Origin of the sequence: Acinetobacter sp. 251-1 (genome assembly GCF_030329305.1) — a bacterium.
Classification (GTDB): Bacteria; Pseudomonadota; Gammaproteobacteria; order Pseudomonadales; family Moraxellaceae; genus Acinetobacter; species Acinetobacter piscicola_A.
The window spans coordinates 139139-156129 of sequence record NZ_JACANS010000001.1; the positions used below are offsets into that span (position 1 = coordinate 139139).

The 16991-nt window shown below is 41.4% G+C and carries 14 protein-coding genes and 1 pseudogene; all 15 read right to left on the reverse strand.

Annotation, left to right across the window (positions count from 1 at the left end):
* Positions 1-432: pseudogene (locus HX129_RS00690) on the reverse strand (hypothetical protein); the annotation flags it as partial.
* Positions 433-509: 77 nt separating this feature from the next.
* Entirely contained in the window at positions 510-1145 is a 636-nt protein-coding gene (gene upp / locus HX129_RS00695; protein WP_130073921.1) for a uracil phosphoribosyltransferase, read from the reverse strand.
* Positions 1146-1266: 121 nt separating this feature from the next.
* Positions 1267-2763 (reverse strand): NADH-quinone oxidoreductase subunit NuoN, encoded by a 1497-nt coding sequence (gene nuoN / locus HX129_RS00700; RefSeq protein WP_130073922.1) that lies wholly within the window; start codon positions 2761-2763, stop codon positions 1267-1269.
* Positions 2764-2765: 2 nt separating this feature from the next.
* A complete protein-coding gene (nuoM, locus tag HX129_RS00705) occupies positions 2766-4373 on the reverse strand; it encodes an NADH-quinone oxidoreductase subunit M (protein ID WP_174493161.1) in 1608 nt (535 codons plus the stop codon).
* 1 nt (position 4374) lies between these two features.
* Complete coding sequence (nuoL, locus tag HX129_RS00710) at positions 4375-6267, reverse strand: NADH-quinone oxidoreductase subunit L (RefSeq protein WP_286435946.1); 1893 nt, start codon at positions 6265-6267, stop codon at positions 4375-4377.
* Positions 6264-6572 carry an NADH-quinone oxidoreductase subunit NuoK gene (nuoK, locus tag HX129_RS00715; RefSeq protein WP_111860838.1) on the reverse strand — a complete coding sequence of 103 codons (309 nt, stop codon included), beginning with the start codon at positions 6570-6572 and terminating at the stop codon, positions 6264-6266. The genes nuoL and nuoK overlap by 4 nt, the downstream gene beginning before the upstream one ends.
* Positions 6572-7090: an NADH-quinone oxidoreductase subunit J gene (gene nuoJ / locus HX129_RS00720; protein WP_171457477.1), complete on the reverse strand. Its 519-nt coding sequence runs from the start codon at positions 7088-7090 to the stop codon at positions 6572-6574. Before nuoJ ends, nuoK begins: the two co-directional genes overlap by 1 nt.
* Entirely contained in the window at positions 7090-7632 is a 543-nt protein-coding gene (gene nuoI, locus HX129_RS00725; RefSeq protein ID WP_130073926.1) for an NADH-quinone oxidoreductase subunit NuoI, read from the reverse strand. The genes nuoJ and nuoI overlap by 1 nt, the downstream gene beginning before the upstream one ends.
* 18 nt (positions 7633-7650) lie before the next feature.
* Positions 7651-8664: an NADH-quinone oxidoreductase subunit NuoH gene (gene nuoH, locus HX129_RS00730; protein ID WP_130073927.1), complete on the reverse strand. Its 1014-nt coding sequence runs from the start codon at positions 8662-8664 to the stop codon at positions 7651-7653.
* Positions 8665-8667: 3 nt separating this feature from the next.
* Positions 8668-11352 carry an NADH-quinone oxidoreductase subunit NuoG gene (gene nuoG / locus HX129_RS00735; RefSeq protein WP_286433157.1) on the reverse strand — a complete coding sequence of 895 codons (2685 nt, stop codon included), beginning with the start codon at positions 11350-11352 and terminating at the stop codon, positions 8668-8670.
* Between the two features lie 11 nt (positions 11353-11363).
* On the reverse strand, positions 11364-12692 hold the full coding sequence (nuoF, locus tag HX129_RS00740; protein ID WP_130073929.1) for an NADH-quinone oxidoreductase subunit NuoF: 1329 nt from the start codon (positions 12690-12692) through the stop codon (positions 11364-11366).
* Positions 12689-13198: an NADH-quinone oxidoreductase subunit NuoE gene (nuoE, locus tag HX129_RS00745; protein WP_286435947.1), complete on the reverse strand. Its 510-nt coding sequence runs from the start codon at positions 13196-13198 to the stop codon at positions 12689-12691. The genes nuoF and nuoE overlap by 4 nt, the downstream gene beginning before the upstream one ends.
* Before the next feature lie 14 nt (positions 13199-13212).
* Positions 13213-15000 (reverse strand): NADH-quinone oxidoreductase subunit C/D, encoded by a 1788-nt coding sequence (gene nuoC, locus HX129_RS00750; RefSeq protein WP_174493164.1) that lies wholly within the window; start codon positions 14998-15000, stop codon positions 13213-13215.
* A gap of 86 nt (positions 15001-15086) precedes the next feature.
* On the reverse strand, positions 15087-15764 hold the full coding sequence (locus HX129_RS00755) for a NuoB/complex I 20 kDa subunit family protein (protein WP_130073932.1): 678 nt from the start codon (positions 15762-15764) through the stop codon (positions 15087-15089).
* Positions 15765-15771: 7 nt separating this feature from the next.
* A complete protein-coding gene (ndhC, locus tag HX129_RS00760; protein WP_130073933.1) occupies positions 15772-16320 on the reverse strand; it encodes an NADH-quinone oxidoreductase subunit A in 549 nt (182 codons plus the stop codon).
* Between the last annotated feature and the right edge of the window lie 671 nt (positions 16321-16991).

The following is a 16991-nucleotide window of genomic DNA, read 5'->3' on the forward strand; positions in this document are numbered from 1 at the left end:
AACTGCTTCAACTGCTTCAACTGCTTCAACTGCTTCAACTGCTTCAACTGCTTCAACTGCTTCAACTGCTTCAACTGCTTCAACTGTTGTACGACTTTCATTTAACAAACGCAATTTAGCAAGCGTAGATTTACGACTCATACGCTTAGACTGAACATGCTGTTCTTCTATCAATTGTGAAGTATAAGAGGTTTTTGTATGTTGTACTTTTTGAGTCGCATTTTTAATATCTAAACGTACAATACAATTGGCGCTCAATTGATCAGCACTTTCTAAAACCGCACATTTAATTCGTTCATTTAACTGAGGCGGAATGTCTGAATTTGGGAAATCAGACAAATGAAAATGAATGATGCGTTGATCTTGAACGAGTTCAATAAAACCCTTCTGTTCTTCAACATCATATTGAACCACGATCCCCTTATAGAACATAAATCAATTCTCTAATTTTTATAATAATTTCCGACAAAAAAGGAAGCTATAAAGCTTCCTTTTTATATTACTAAATTTTAGTCTTTTTGCACACTACCAAAAATTTTATCGCCTGCATCACCTAGACCAGGAACAATATAACCATTTTCATTTAGACCTTTATCAATTGAAGCTGTAAAAATAGTCACATCAGGATGTGCTTCAGTAACTCGTTTTATTCCTTCAGGTGCAGCAACAAGTACCATGACGCGAATATCTTTACAACCACTGGCTTTAAGCACATCAATTGCAGCGACTAAAGATGATCCCGTTGCAAGCATTGGATCAATAATCATCGCCAAACGATTTTGTACATCAGGCACTAGTTTTTTATAGTAAGTGCGTGCTTCCAAAGTTTCTTCATCACGCTCTAAACCGAGTACAGAGACTTTTGCACTTGGAATTAGATTAAGAAAACCATCTAACATGCCAATCCCTGCACGTAAAATAGGGACAACTGTAATTTTTTTACCTGCAATACGATCTACAGTCACTTTACCATTCCAACCATCAATTTCATGATCACATACAGGTAAATCTTTAGTTGCTTCATAAGTAAGCAGCATTGTGACTTCTTGCGCTAATTCACGGAAATTCTTAGTACTAATATCTGCACGACGTAATAAACCTAATTTATGACGAATAAGTGGATGGCGAATTTCTTGAATAGACACGGGAGTACACCTAAAAGGATAAAAGTAAATATTCACTATTATAAATGTTTTTTATATAAGATATAAGAAAAGCCCCCAATGTTTGAGGGCTTTTTTTGTTAAAACAAATCGTATTGATAGATTATTGCTGTTGGCTTAGCATCATATGAATAGGTGATAAAATTTCAGATTTAAGCGCTAAGTCAATCAATGGGTCTGGATAAACACCAATGATCAACACTAAAGCAGCAGCACCTAAAACCATAAGACCACCGACTTTTTGGCCCCAATGATCAACCGCATCAATACGAGGATTTTCAGGTGGGGTCATATACATCACAACCATCACACGTAAATAGTAATATAAACCAATACCACTACCCACAATAATCATTGCAGCTAAGAACCAGTTTTGAGCTGTCACAGCAGACATCACCACAAGGAACTTACCAATGAAGCCCGCAGTTAATGGAATACCTGCAAGAGATAACATCATCACAGTTAAAGTTGCAGTCAATACTGGACGGCGCCAGAATAAACCACGATAGTCTGCAAGTGATTCAGCTTCATCAACATTGTTATATGGGCTGGACATCAAAGCAACTGCACCAAAAGCACCAATCGTTGTTAATGTATAAGTCGCAATATAAACCGTTACACTGCCTAAGCTTGCATAGGTTGTGCTGACTAAAGCAATCAATAAATAACCAAAATGTGCAATCGAAGAATAACCTAAAATACGTTTTAAGTTCACTTGACGTACAGCAAGGAAGTTACCGACCAAGATTGAAAGTACTGCAATTACAGTAATGATTGTCACAATTGAAGGGACTAAAATTGCACCCGAAGTCAAAATGTAACGTACCAATAAACCAATCGTTGCAACTTTTGCCACAGTCGCCAAGAATGTTGCGATTGGCGCAGGTGCACCTTGATAAACATCAGGTGTCCATTTGTGAAATGGTGCAAGAGAAAGCTTAAAGCCAATTGCAAAGATAATGAGACCTAGACCTAAGATCACCATTGGTTGTTGAATGACTTGGAACAATGCAGGTACAGCATCATAGAATGCTAAAGAACCTGTATATGCATAGATATATGCCATACCCATCAACAACATTGCAGACGCAGTTGCAGAAAGAACTAAATATTTAATTCCCGCTTCTAACGATTTTGAACGTTGATGTGTATAAGCCACCAAACCATACATCGGAATCGACATTAACTCTAAGCTAATAAAGAACGATGCAAAGTGCGAACTTGCTACCATTAACATCGCCCCTGCAACAGAGATCAACATCAAGATATAAAGTTCTTCACGATGGTCTTTATAAGTTTCAATATATGCATGTGACAAAGTACAACATGCTAACGCAGCAACAATCGCAAGCAATTGATAGAACAATGTAAATGGGTCAACCATAAACATGCCCATCACATTTGATGGTGCGAACGCACCACCAAACATCATGATTATCAAATCAAGCGCCGCAAGGTTTAAACCAACCACTGAAGCTGTTGCAATCAAATTATGATTACGTTTGATTGCCGTTAAGATCATCACCACGACTGCAGTCAAAGCTACAATCATGACAGGTGCCAAAGGCATGAGATCCGAAAATGACATTGTAAAATTCATGACTATTGGATCCCCGCATTTTGTTGAGAAACAACTTGCTGCGTTGCTTCAACGGCTTCTTGAACAGGAATATAGCTATTTGCAATCCACGCCATGCTTGAGTTTGAAACATCTAAGAATGTTTGTGGATGCATACCTAACCATACCAAACCGATTACACAGATCATCAAAAGACCGATTTCACGTGCGCCAAGATCTTTTAACGGAGCTGTATAATGCTGTTTTTGTGCTTCATTTGGCGTACCAAATAATGCTTTGTGGATCAGGATTAAACCATAAAGACCCGCAAATACTAAACTGATCGCTGCAATGATGGTAAACATTGGGAATTTACCAAATGAACCCATCAAAATCAGGAACTCACCAATAAAGTTACCTAAACCAGGAATACCGACCAATGCAGCAATAAAGAACATTAAGAAGAATGGTAAATATTGGAATTGACCACGAATACCACCCATCAAACGTAAATCACGTGTATGTAAACGCTCATACACTTGACCACACATAATGAACAATGCAGCAGAAGATAAACCATGCGCCAACATCATGATCATCAAACCTTGGAAGGTCAAAATATTACCCGCATAAAGTGCAAGTAACACGAAGCCCATGTGCGAAATAGATGTGTACGCAAGTAAGCGTTTCATATCTGTTTGTTGGAATGCACACCAAGCACCGTAGAAGATACCAATTAAACCAAAGATGATTGCAATATCTGCAAATTGTGCCGATGCTGCAGGGAAGAACGGAATGACGAAACGTAATAAACCGTAAGCCGCAGTTTTAATCAAGATACCCGCTAAGTCGACAGAACCTGCTGTAGGTGCTTGCGCGTGGGCATCGGGTAACCAACCATGTAATGGAAAAACAGGAAGTTTTACCGCAAAACCGATGAACATACAGATCATCAATGCATAAGCAATATGTGGTGCTTGAGCATCTAATGTACGTGCAACAGCCATTAAGTAATAATAGTTGAAGCTGATATTGCCAGACATCATGTAGCCATAGATCACTAGACCTAGGATACCCACAAGCATGATCAGACCTGCAACTTGTGTATAAATGAAGAACTTGGTTGCAGCATATACGCGTGATTTACCATCCGCGCCTTTATGCCCCCAGAGTGCAATCAAGAAATAGATTGGTACAAGCATCATCTCCCAGAAGAAGAAGAACAAGAACAAATCAATTGCAAGGAATACACCAATCACCCCACCTAAAGACCATAAAAGGTTTAAGTGGAAGAAACCAACATTCTTTTGAATTTCACCCCATGAACAACCGACTGCAAGTACACCGAGTAATGCAGTTAAGCCGACCATCAAAAGTGAAAGACCATCTATCGCTAAATGGATATTAATCCCTAAAGATTTAATCCATTCAACTTGAAATTGTGCAGCCCAAGCTGGGACTTGTTGTCCCAACTCATAGGTAAAACCACCTTGACTCCAAAGCACACCTGTTAAGCCCAAAGTAATGAGCATCCCCACGAGTGCAATATAGCGAGGCAAATGTTCATCGAGCTTATCGACTAACCAGCAAATAAAACCTGCAATGAAAGGTACAAGAATTAATGCGGGTAAAATCCAGTTATTTGCTTCCATCTTATTTCCCCACTACCTGAATCACGATCAAGATCATCAGCAATACCACTACACCGAGTGACATACTTGATGCATATTCACGTAATGAACCTGTTTGACGGGTACTTGTAAACTTATTACCACCTTTCACAATCGCAGGTAACATGAGCCATAAACCATCAATTGGGTCACGACCTAAGATTTTTGCAATCAATAAATAAGGTTGAATAAATACAATGTTATATAACGAATCGAAACCAAATGCATTACGGCAGATATTGGCAAGACCTGTACCAAATGATGTTGCAGCAAAGCCTTTTACCGCTTGGTAAGCAAATGCGAACAACACAACACCCACAACTAAACCTGCAAGTGCAATACCGACTGCTGTATATTCAGCAGAATGCATACCGTGCATCAATTCTTCAGTTGGTACATTGAATACAGGAATTTGCGCAGCAGTCAGTGCTTTTTCCACTGGTGCTTTTAAGAAATAAGCCAAACCTGTTGACAGTACAGCAAGGATACCTAAAGGTAACCAATACGTTGCACCTTTGATTTCGTGATAAGGCGTATTTTCTTTGCCAAAGAATACAACCCAGATTAAACGGAATGTATAAATAGACGTTAAGAATGCACCTGCAACACCCACCCAGTACAACCAACCAAATGCTGCATTTGCTTGACCTTGTACCCAAACTGCGCCCAAGATCGCATCTTTAGAGAAGAAGCCAATTGTTACGAATGGAATCGCTGCAAGCGCACCACCACCGATGGCGAAACATGCAAACAAGAATTTGTTTTTGTAGAACAAGCCACCCATTTTGAAGATGTTTTGTTCGTGATGGTAAGCCAAAATCACCGCACCTGAAGACAAGAATAATAATGCCTTGAAGAATGCGTGAGAAAGCATATGGAATAGGCCAGCTTGATAAGCTTCGGCACCCACCGCCATAAACATATAACCGAGCTGACTCATGGTTGAGTAAGCCAAAATACGTTTGATGTCGGTTTGCACCAATGCTGCAAAACCAGCCACCAATAATGTTACTGCGCCTGTAATCGCAATGAATTGCATAATTTCAGGTGTCATTTCAAACACAGTGAACATACGGCAGCACAGGTAAACACCTGCGGTTACCATTGTTGCAGCGTGGATCAATGCAGATACTGGTGTAGGACCAGCCATCGCATCTGCCAACCATGTTTGTAATGGAATTTGTGCAGATTTACCCGCAGCACCTAAGAACAACATGAGTGAAGTCCAAAGCGCAAGGTTATGATCAAGTGCTAAAACTTGTGGTGCATTGGCAACGATTGTACCGATATGCAAAGTACCAAATTGTTGATAAAGCAAGAACATCGCAATGAGTAAGAAAATATCACCCACACGTGTTACGGTAAATGCTTTGATCGCAGCCATACCATTTGACGGGTTTTGATAGTAGTAACCAATCAATAGATAAGAACACAGACCTACGCCTTCCCAACCTAAGAATAACAACGCTAAGTTGTCACCCAATACAAGCACGAGCATGCTTGCTACGAACAGGTTGAAATAAGAGAAGAAACGTGCGAAATCCTCTTCACCACGCATATACCATGTTGCGAAGATATGAATCAGAAAACCTACGCCCGTGATCATGCCCATCATTAACAATGACAAGCCATCTAAACTTAAAGTAATACCTGGCGCAAAACCACCAACGTTAAACCATGTCCATAAATTTTGAACAAATACAGTTTCACCGCTGTTGATAAATGCCATACCGCTGATCAACGCAAACAATGCTGAAAGACCAACTGAACCCGCACCAATAATCGCAGCGACATTTTCAGGAAGTTTATTACGTCCTGCCGCTAAAAGGATAAAACCAATAAGCGGAAATAAAATCGTTAAATATAAAGTACTCATCCGCGCATCTCACTAGCAGCATCTACATCCAAGTGATGGAAGCGATGATAGAACTGAAGGACGATCGCAAGACCGATACACGCCTCTGCTGCTGCAAGCGTCAAAATTAAGATAAACATAATTTGACCGTCTGGTTGTACCCATGCACTACCTGCAACAACGAATGCTAGCGCAGCAGCATTCATCATGATTTCAAGGCTCATTAACATAAATAAAATATTGCGTCGTACCATTACACCGTAAAAACCGAGTGCAAAAAGGATAGATGCAACAATTAAACCATGCTCTAAAGGGATATTGCCCATTATTGTTTATCCTCTTCTGCACTTGGTTCACGTTTGCCTAAGTGGAATGCTGCAACCAATGCTGCAAGCAATAACATCGCGGCTACTTCAACCAATAATAAGTAGTGTGTAAAGAGTGCTTGACCAACTTCTTTAGGACCGACCATTTGTGTCCCTAAAACATGTTGTGTTTGCGTATAGTCTGAACCTAACATCCAAACCAAACACAAACCCATCAAGAAACTCATCAATGCTGGATAAGCCCAAGCATCAGAAGTCAACCATTTACGCTCTTGATCAACAGTATGTTGACCAAGATTGAGCATCATCACCACGAAGACGAACAACACCATGATTGCACCTGCATAGACAATAATTTCTAATGCAGCAGCAAAGGGTGCGCCAATGGTTAAAAAAATCCCTGCAACGGCAAGCAGTGACACGATTAAGCTTAAAAGTGCATGTACAGGATTCGCATTGGTCACAACACGAACTGTAGAAACAATGGCCACGAGAGCCATTAAATAAAATGGCCACATCATGGTAATAAGCTCCGTACGTCAACAGGTGCGCTTTCACGTTGCGCTTGACCTTTTTCTTTACCGTCAATTGCCATACCCGTTACACGATAGAAGTTGTAATCAGGGTATTTACCAGGACCCGAAATGAGTAAGTTTTCTTTCTCATAAACAAGGTCTTGACGTACATATTCACCCAACTCGAAGTCTGGTGTTAACTGAATTGCAGTTGTTGGGCACGCTTCTTCACACATCCCACAGAAGATACAACGTGAGAAGTTAATGCGGAAAAACTCTGGATACCAACGTCCATCTTCTTTTTCAGCTTTCTGTAATGAGATACAGCCCACAGGACATGCAACCGCACATAAGTTACACGCAACACAACGCTCTTCGCCATCAGGATCACGTGTTAATACGATACGACCACGGTAGCGTGGAGGTACGATTTGTTCGGCTGGAACTTCAGGATATAAAATCGTATCACGTGGACGAGTGGCATGGGTAAATACCATCCATAACGAACGAACGATTGATCCTACGCCAGCTAGAATTTTATACATTTTGTACTCCCTGCTGTCCTAGGCTTGATTCATCAGAATCACAGCACCAGTCACCAAAAGGTTAACCAATGCAAGTGGTAAACATACTTTCCAACCAAAGTTCATCACTTGGTCATAACGAGGACGCATTAACGAACCACGTGCCAAGACAAACATCATCACAAAGAATGCTGTTTTTGCAATGAACCAGAACGCATCTGGAATGAATGGAATGTTTAAGTTAAATGGTGCTAACCATCCACCAAAGAATAAAGTCACGATCAAGGCAGAAATTAAGATGATGTTGACGTATTCAGCAACGAAGAACATCCCCCATTTCATACCACCGTACTCGACATGGTAACCTTCTGCCAATTCTTGTTCAGCTTCTGGTTGGTCAAATGGATGACGATGCGTTACCGCAACACCGGCAACCACGAAGATCATGAAACCAATGAATTGTGGAATCACAAACCAAACATCACGTTGTGCTTCTACGATTTCACGTAAGTTGAATGAGCCTGCTATTGCAACTACACCCATCAATGAAATACCCAAGAACACTTCATAAGAAATGGTTTGTGCAGCAGAACGTAAACCACCTAATAATGCATATTTGTTATTTGATGACCAACCACCGAATAACACGGCATACACTGCAATACCCGCCATTGCCATAAAGAACAATAAGCCAATGCTCATGTCTGCAACACCTAAATAAGGTGAAACAGGAATAACCATGAATGACAGTACCGCAGTTGCCATTGCAACTGCTGGTGCTAAACGGAAAGTCAGTTTATCAACAAACTTTGGTGTCCAGTCTTCCTTGAACATGATTTTCAACATGTCGGCAACAATCTGGAACATACCGCCCGGACCTACACGGTTCGGACCATAACGGTCTTGCCATAAACCGAGCAAACGGCGTTCAATGAACGACATTAGTGCTGCAAGCAACACCACAACCAACAAGATCACAATCGCTTGAATCACGCTATATGCGATTGGCCAATCTTGTGCCCATGTCGGGAGGGCGCGTAAAGTTTCGTTCATGAATTACACTCCTACCGCCACAGATACAGGCTCTGCAAGAGAAACGGTCGGCGCTTGTCCAACTGGATATCCGATATAACCTGTAGGTAAATACTCAATCACTTGAACTGGAAGACTGATTGAAGTCTCACCTGCTTTCACAGTAATTTTCTGACCATCTTGTACGTTCAAGCGTGCTGCATCTTGCTCACCCACAGCAAACATTGCTTCAGGAATACGAGATTCCATTGCAGGTGTTTTCACGGTGAATTCACCAGAAGCAAAAATATGGTGCATTGGCACTAAACGGAAGCTATCTGGGTTTGCCACAACTGCTGCTGGTGCAACATAACTCCGTGCTGGACGTTTAGGTAAACGATCGAATAGACGAACGCCAGAATCACCACCTTTTAAGTGACCACCCACTTCATCTTGGTATTTGTTCCAAGACTGTGGAGAGTTCCAACCTGGTGCCCATGCAAATGGAACCAATGCTGCAGGTGTCTGATTCCCCACATAACCTTCCATAGAGAACGTTAATGCTGAGTCGACATCGACTGGTTGTTTTGGCTCATGAACATTAAGTGGCGCACGCATCGCAGTACGACCTGAATAACGACGTGGTTCACGCGCAATTTTCAAACCATGTACACGATAGCCTGCATCAGGTGCAACATCTTGAATCGCTTCAAGTGCAGGTACATTATTCACAACGCTTTCAATTACGTCATCAAGTAATGTCCAAGAAATCGCTTTGCCTTTCACACCGGTTTCAATGGCATGTAACCAGCGCCATGATTCTTTGATTGCAAGTTCTGGTTTGTAGTAGCTTGGGTCATACACTTGATAGAAACGTTGTGCACGTCCTTCTTGTGAAACCACTGTACCATCACCTTCAGCGAAACTCGCAGCAGATAAAACAACATCCGCAGCTTTTACAGTTTCAGTTTCAGAATGGTCGAGTACAATCACGCTTTGCGCTTTATTAAGCGCGGCTTGAACTTGTGCAGCAGGTAAACGACGGAATAAGTCATTTTCCATGATGATGATTGAGTCATAATCTTGTGCAAATGCTTGTTCTAAGCTTAAACCACCAAACAATGCCAAGCCCATTGAATTCACTTCAGGAACAGTCAATGTTAAGCCTGCTGTTGAACCAAGATTCTGTGCAACTTGTGCAGCAGCTTCCATGATGGCAGCATCTTGTAAACTTGTACCCGAGATAATGAGTGGTTTTTTCGCAGCTTTTAATGTGTCAGCAATGGTTTGTGCAAATGCTTTTGCATCGTCATCTAAACCAAGAATCGCTTCACCTTTTACACCCGCAGCAATCGCAAAACCTAAACGCGCAATGTCGTTTGGAGAAGCAACCACTTCACCTGTCGCAACATCAGCAAGACGTGTTTGCGTCGCAGCTAAGATGTAAATTGGAGATTTGGCATCTTGACCAATACGTTTAACAGGCTCTGCTAACCAATCTTGTGTACGACGTTCTGCTGCCATTTCTTTGGCTTTGTTTTTCGCAGCTTGGCGAACAGACAATGCCATACGTGGTGCAGTTTGCGTTAAGTCTTCACCTAAGATCAATACTGCATCGTAGCTTTCAATTTCACGCATACCTGGGTTATAAACACCTTCGGTTTGCATAATAGAAGCAGCCAATTCAACCAGATTTTGTTCTTTCTGAGAAAGACCTGTTGAATAGTGCTCTTGACCCACCAACTCACGTAATGCGAAGTTTGACTCAAGTGATGCACGTGGCGAACCAATACCCAAGACTTTTTTGCCTTGAACATTTGCAATCACAGAATCCAACGCCATATCTACAGAAATTGTTTCTACAGCAGTCCCTTTACGGAATTGTGGTTGACGAGGACGATCTTCACGGTTGACATAACCTGTACCGAAACGACCTTTATCACAGAGGAAATATTGATTTACTTCGCCATTGAAACGGTTTTCTACACGACGTAGTTCACCATAACGTTCACCCGGAGAGATGTTACAACCTGAAGAACAGCCTTGGCATACGCTCGGTGCGTATTGCATGTCCCATTTACGGTTATAACGTGCTGAGTGAGTTTTATCGGTAAATACACCTGTTGGACAGACTTCAGTCAAGTTACCCGAGAATTCAGACTCTAAAGTCCCTGACTCAGGACGACCAAAGTAAACACGTGACGCATTGGCATATACACCAAAGTCAGTACCGCCCGCATAGTCGTTATAGTAACGAACACAACGGTAACATGCGATACAACGGTTCATTTCATGTGCAATGAACGAACCTAATTCTTGGTTGTGATGTGTACGTTTAGTAAAACGATAACGACGACGATCGTGTTGTGTCATCACAGTCATATCTTGTAAATGACAATGACCACCCTCTTCACAGACTGGACAGTCGTGTGGGTGGTTGGTCATCAAGAACTCAACGATCGATTCACGAAACGATGTCGCTTCTTTATCTTCAATTGAGATATAGGTATTGTCAGATGCAGGCGTCATACATGACATGACTAAACGCCCACGCGTATCTTCAGGATTCGCGTATTGCGTCACAGCACATTGACGGCAAGAACCGACAGAACCTAAAGCTGGATGCCAACAAAAATATGGGATGTCGATGCCTAGACTCAAACATGCTTGTAGCAAGTTTTCCGAGCCATTGACTTCATACGATTTTCCATCGACATGAATTGTAGCCATAGTCGAATTCCTTAAGCTTGTTCTACGTTGCGGGTTTGAGCAGCTGCATTGACAACTTTCGCTTCAAACTCGCCACGGAAATGTTTGAGTGCGCCCATAAGTGGTTCCATCGCACCTGGAGCATGGGCACAGAAAGTTTTACCAATCCATAATTTACGGGTCAATTCCTGTAAATGATCGATATCTTCCTGTTTACCTTCACCATTCTCAAGTGCTTTAAGCGCTTTAACCGCCCAAGGTAAACCATCACGGCAAGGTGTACACCAACCACATGACTCACGCGCAAAGAACTCTTCCAAGTTACGTGTAGCTGAAACCATACATTGAGTTTCATCAACCACCATCAGCAAACACGTACCTAAACGTGAACCTGCTTTCATGATGCTTTCAGCATCCATAGGAAGGTCGATATGTTCAGCAGCCAAGAAGTCAGTCGATGCGCCACCTGGTAACCATGCTTTAAGTTTCAAGCCATCACGCATACCACCGGCATGATCTTCAATGACTTCACGTGCAGTTGTACCAAATGGTAATTCCCATAAACCAGGGAATTTCACTTTACCTGATGCACCGTAGATTTTCGTACCTGGATCTTTAGACTTGCCCGCAGACAAACCAATATACCACTCAGGTCCACGCAACATGATTGCGGGTAAGTTGTTGTACGTTTCTACGTTGTTTACAATCGTAGGACGACCCCAAGCCCCTGCAACTTGCGGGAATGGCGGTTTAGTACGTGGATTTGCACGACGACCTTCAAGTGAGTTAATCAATGCGGTTTCTTCACCACAGATATAACGACCTGCACCAGTATGTACGTGTAAATCAAAGCTCCATCCTGAATCCAAGATATTGTCACCCAAATAACCTTTAGCACGAATTTGTTCTAAAGCTTCATTTAAGTATTGTGCAGCTTCGATATACTCACCACGAATGAAGATATAACCTTGCGTTGCTTCAAGGGTATAACCAGCAATCAACATCCCTTCGATCAATTGATGTGGAAGTTTTTCCATCAACAAACGGTCTTTAAATGTACCTGGTTCCATTTCATCGGCATTACAAATCAGGTAACGCGGACCACCATCATTTGGTGCCATCAATGACCATTTAATCCCTGCTGGGAAACCTGCACCACCACGACCCTTTACGGTAGCAGCTTTGATCACTTCAAGCACATCTTTCGGCGGCATAGAAAGTGCTTTTTTAAAGCCTGCATAACCTTCAAGTGCTTCGTAATCATCTGCACTACGAACAGACTCTTGCTTACTCAAACGCCAAGTTAATGGGTGAGTTTCTGGGTTACCGTCGCCATAAATTGGTTTTGGTTCAGTATTCATACATACTTCTCCAATAACTGTTTAATTGATGTCACTTCAACCAAGCCGTGAGTATCTTCATCAATCATCAAGGTAGGACCTTTGTCACAATTTCCTAAGCAGCAAATCGGCAATAAAGTGAAACGACCATCAGCTGTCGTTTGACCATATTGAATACCCAATTCACGCTGGAATGCTTCTGCCAAAGTTTCCGCACCCATCAAGAAACATGCAATTGAATCACATAATAAAATTACGTGACGCCCCACAGGTTGACGGTAAATACGGTTATAGAACGTCGCTACACCTTCCAAATCAGCAACACTAATTGTCAATAATTGAGCAATTGCATGCAACTGTGCATCATCCACCCAACCATTACGGCATTGTACGCACTTTAAGGCATCCAAAGATGCAGCACGTGGGTATGGATAATGACCAATGTGATGTTCAATTTCGTGGATTTCTTCCGCAGTCAAAATCCCTTCAACATTCACACGTGGCTTTTTATCAGTCAAAATCATCATAATGCGTTTACCCCTTAGCGATCCACGTCAGCCATAACGACATCAATCGTCGCTAAATAAATGATCAAGTCAGATACAAGACTGCCGTTAATCACGGAAGGAATTTGCTGTAAATGCGTGAAGGTTGGTGTACGAATACGGGTACGGTAACTCATGGTTGACTTATCAGAAGTCAAATAGTAGTTCGATGCACCTTTTACCACTTCAGCCATCACAGATGCTTCACCTGCAGGCATTACAGGACCCCATGACACGCTCAAGAAGTGCGTAATCAAAGTTTCAATATCTTGTAAAGTCTTGTCTTTTGGTGGTGGAACTGCCAAAGGATGATCCGCTTTATAAGGACCAGATGGCATATTATCCAAGCACTGTTTTATGATTTTTAATGATTCTTCGATTTCACGATAGTGAACCATCACACGCGCATACGCATCGCCTTCATACTCAACAGGAATTTCGAAGTCATAATTTTCGTAACCACTGTATGGACGATATTTACGTACATCGAAATCAATCCCTGTCGCACGTAGACCAGTACCTGTTACACCCCAAGCCAATGCAGATTTCGCATCGTATTGTGCAACATTACGAGTACGACCAATGAACACTGAGTTTTTCAATGCAGCAGTATGGTATTCCTTCAAACGTTTTGGCATCCATTCGAGAATTTCACGAATCAGTTTTTGCCAGTTGTTTGGAAGATCATGCGCTGTACCACCGATACGGAACCATGCTGGGTGCATACGGAAACCTGTGATCGCTTCAATCGCGTCATAGATTTTTTGACGGTCAGCAAACATATAGAATACTGGGGTCATACCACCCGCATCCTGAATCGCAGTACCGATATACAACAAGTGGTTATTGATACGGAACAGTTCAGACATCATGACACGGATACATTGTGCACGGTCAGGAACAGTGATTCCCGCCATTTGCTCCACACCCATCACATAAGGCATGTTTTGCGCACAACCACCTAAGTAGTCCACACGGTCTGTATAGGGAATGAATGAATGCCAAGTTTGACGCTCAGCCATCTTTTCCACACCACGGTGGTGATAACCAATATCAGGCACACAATCTTTCACTTCTTCACCGTCCAACTGCAAGATCACACGGAACGCACCATGTGCAGATGGATGGTTAGGACCCAAGTTCAAGAACATGAAATCTTCGTCGTCATTACCACGAGTTAGACCCCAATCTTCAGGTACAAAACGAAGATGTTCTTGTTCGAAATCTTGTTTAGCCTTGTCTTGCATGTACGGCGTATATTCAGTCGCACGTGCAGAATATTCTTTACGTAATGGATGACCTTCCCAATACGTTGGTAACAAAATACGACGGAGCATTGGATGCCCTTCGAAATTGATCCCAAACATATCGTAAGCTTCACGTTCGTACCAGTTGGCATTCGGCCAAATATTGGTCGCTGTTGGAATGTTAATATCATTCTCATTCAACGCAACTTTAATACGAATATCACTATTGCGTTCTAACGATAACAAGTGGTAAAACACTGTAAAGTCAGATGCAGGCAATCCATCACGGTGTGTACGTAAACGCTCATCTACTGCAGACAAGTCAAATAGCATCACGTATGGACGTGATACTGTACGCAAGTACATTAAAACTTCTTGTACACGTGCGCGCTCAACCCAGACCGTTGGAAAATCTTCAAACGTTGGTTGCACGTAAAAGTTCTCACCAAATTTGGTTTTGAGATCTTCTACAATCGCAAATGCTGGGCGTGAATCAACAGGAGTCGATTCTGGCATAGCAATTTCAGTTTCAGCCATTGGCTTGGCTTCCTATTTAATACAAATTCTGTCAAATTTCCCGATGATCACAGCCTTCAGCTATGTCAAACATTCATCAGAAAAAATTACTCAATTTCATCCATAGAGCGTAAGTTTTTCACTGCAATACGTTCAGCGTTCTTACGGTCGCGTTCTGGCATCATCTTTGGCTTATACACTGGCTGAAGATCATCACCGATTACCGCTGAAAGCGGACGACGTTCTAATTGAATTTGGTCTTGCAATAACATCAGCGCTTGAATCAATGCTTCTGGACGCGGTGGGCAACCTGGCACATAAACGTCGACAGGAATGATCTTATCCACACCTTGTACAACTGAATAGATATCGTACATACCACCAGAGTTTGCACATGCACCCATTGAGATCACCCATTTAGGTTCAAGCATTTGCTCGTACAAACGCTGAATTACAGGTGCCATTTTAACAAAGCATGTTCCTGCAACGATCATCAAGTCTGCCTGACGTGGTGAAGCACGAATAACCTCAGCACCGAAACGTGACAAGTCGTGCACACCTGTTAAGGTAGTTGCATACTCTACATAACAGCAAGAAGTACCAAAGTTAAAAGGCCATAATGAATTTTTACGGCCCCAGTTCACAGCTGTATGTGCCAAATCCTCTAAACGAGTCATAAACACATTTTTATTCACTTCTTCTTCAAGCGGATCTGTAACAATCTGACGATCTTGAAGTGGATATTGATCAGCTTCTGGATTCGCACGGGTTAATGTATATTTCATTCCCGACTTACTCCTTATTCAGTGACATAGTCGGTGTTTTCGATTTAACACGACCAGATGATTGAGCTGGAATCGTACCAGTAGGATCAACAACCAACTCTTCAATAGAATTGAAGCGTGTGATTTCAGCAAGATCCATATTTGGCGAACCTATCTTAGCTTTAATTCCTGCTGCCTTGCGCTTATCAGAAGGTGACCAATTTAAAGCCCCTGTAGATAATTCATAAATCAAACCAACAAGTAAAACTAAAATAAACACAGCAGCCGCTGCAAATCCTATCCAACCTACTTCACGAACAGAGTTTGCCCATGCATATAGATAAAGTGCTTCTAAGTCGAACACGACAAAGAAGATTGCAACCAAATAGAATTTTGCAGATAAGCGGATACGTGCACCACCAGCACCTACCACACCTGATTCAAATTGCTCTTGCTTCGCACGCCCCCATGCTTTACCCCCAAGGAGTAAAGGGACTGTGAGCATAAAGACACATAGAAATGTAACGCCGATCACGAAGGCAATGATTGCCCAATCGTATGGAGTAATGGCACTCATGCGGGGATAACTCCTGGCAGGCCTATTATTAACAAAGAATGTATGTATTGGCCTAAAAATACACCAAACACAAAATAAATCTGAACAATTGTACCCGATTGGTATCATCTCTTGCTAGTTTATAACTATAAGTCTTTTGGATGATTTTTTAGTCTTTTGGGGTATTGACATATATTTCAGACTCATACAATGCCTAATAATCGTATTATTAAATCAACAATACAAAAATAATAAGTTTTTCCAAACACATACCCTTTTTTTTGATTTTTTATCTTAAATCATTTACTTAATTTTAAACTCTATCTAATTTTTATGTCTAATTTTCCATATTTTCACAATTTCATGCGTTTTTTATAGCAAAAATTAACCACAAAGATATTTAAAATATTTTGTTACATTCTTCAAAAAAAACCAAATGCAAAACCAATTAAAAATCTTAAAATTATCAAATAAAGATAATATATATAAAATTAAATACAAATCATTAAATTAAAAACCATTAAATTATCAAAAATATTTTACAATCGACACAGCTGACCAACACTTTACGATTACATAAAGAAATATTGCCTACTTCTCACCTACCTTAAGGACAACGCACCACAAAAGACACGACTCAAAAATGATAAAATTTAAGCAAGTTTTATTTTTCAATTCAATAACAACCCATT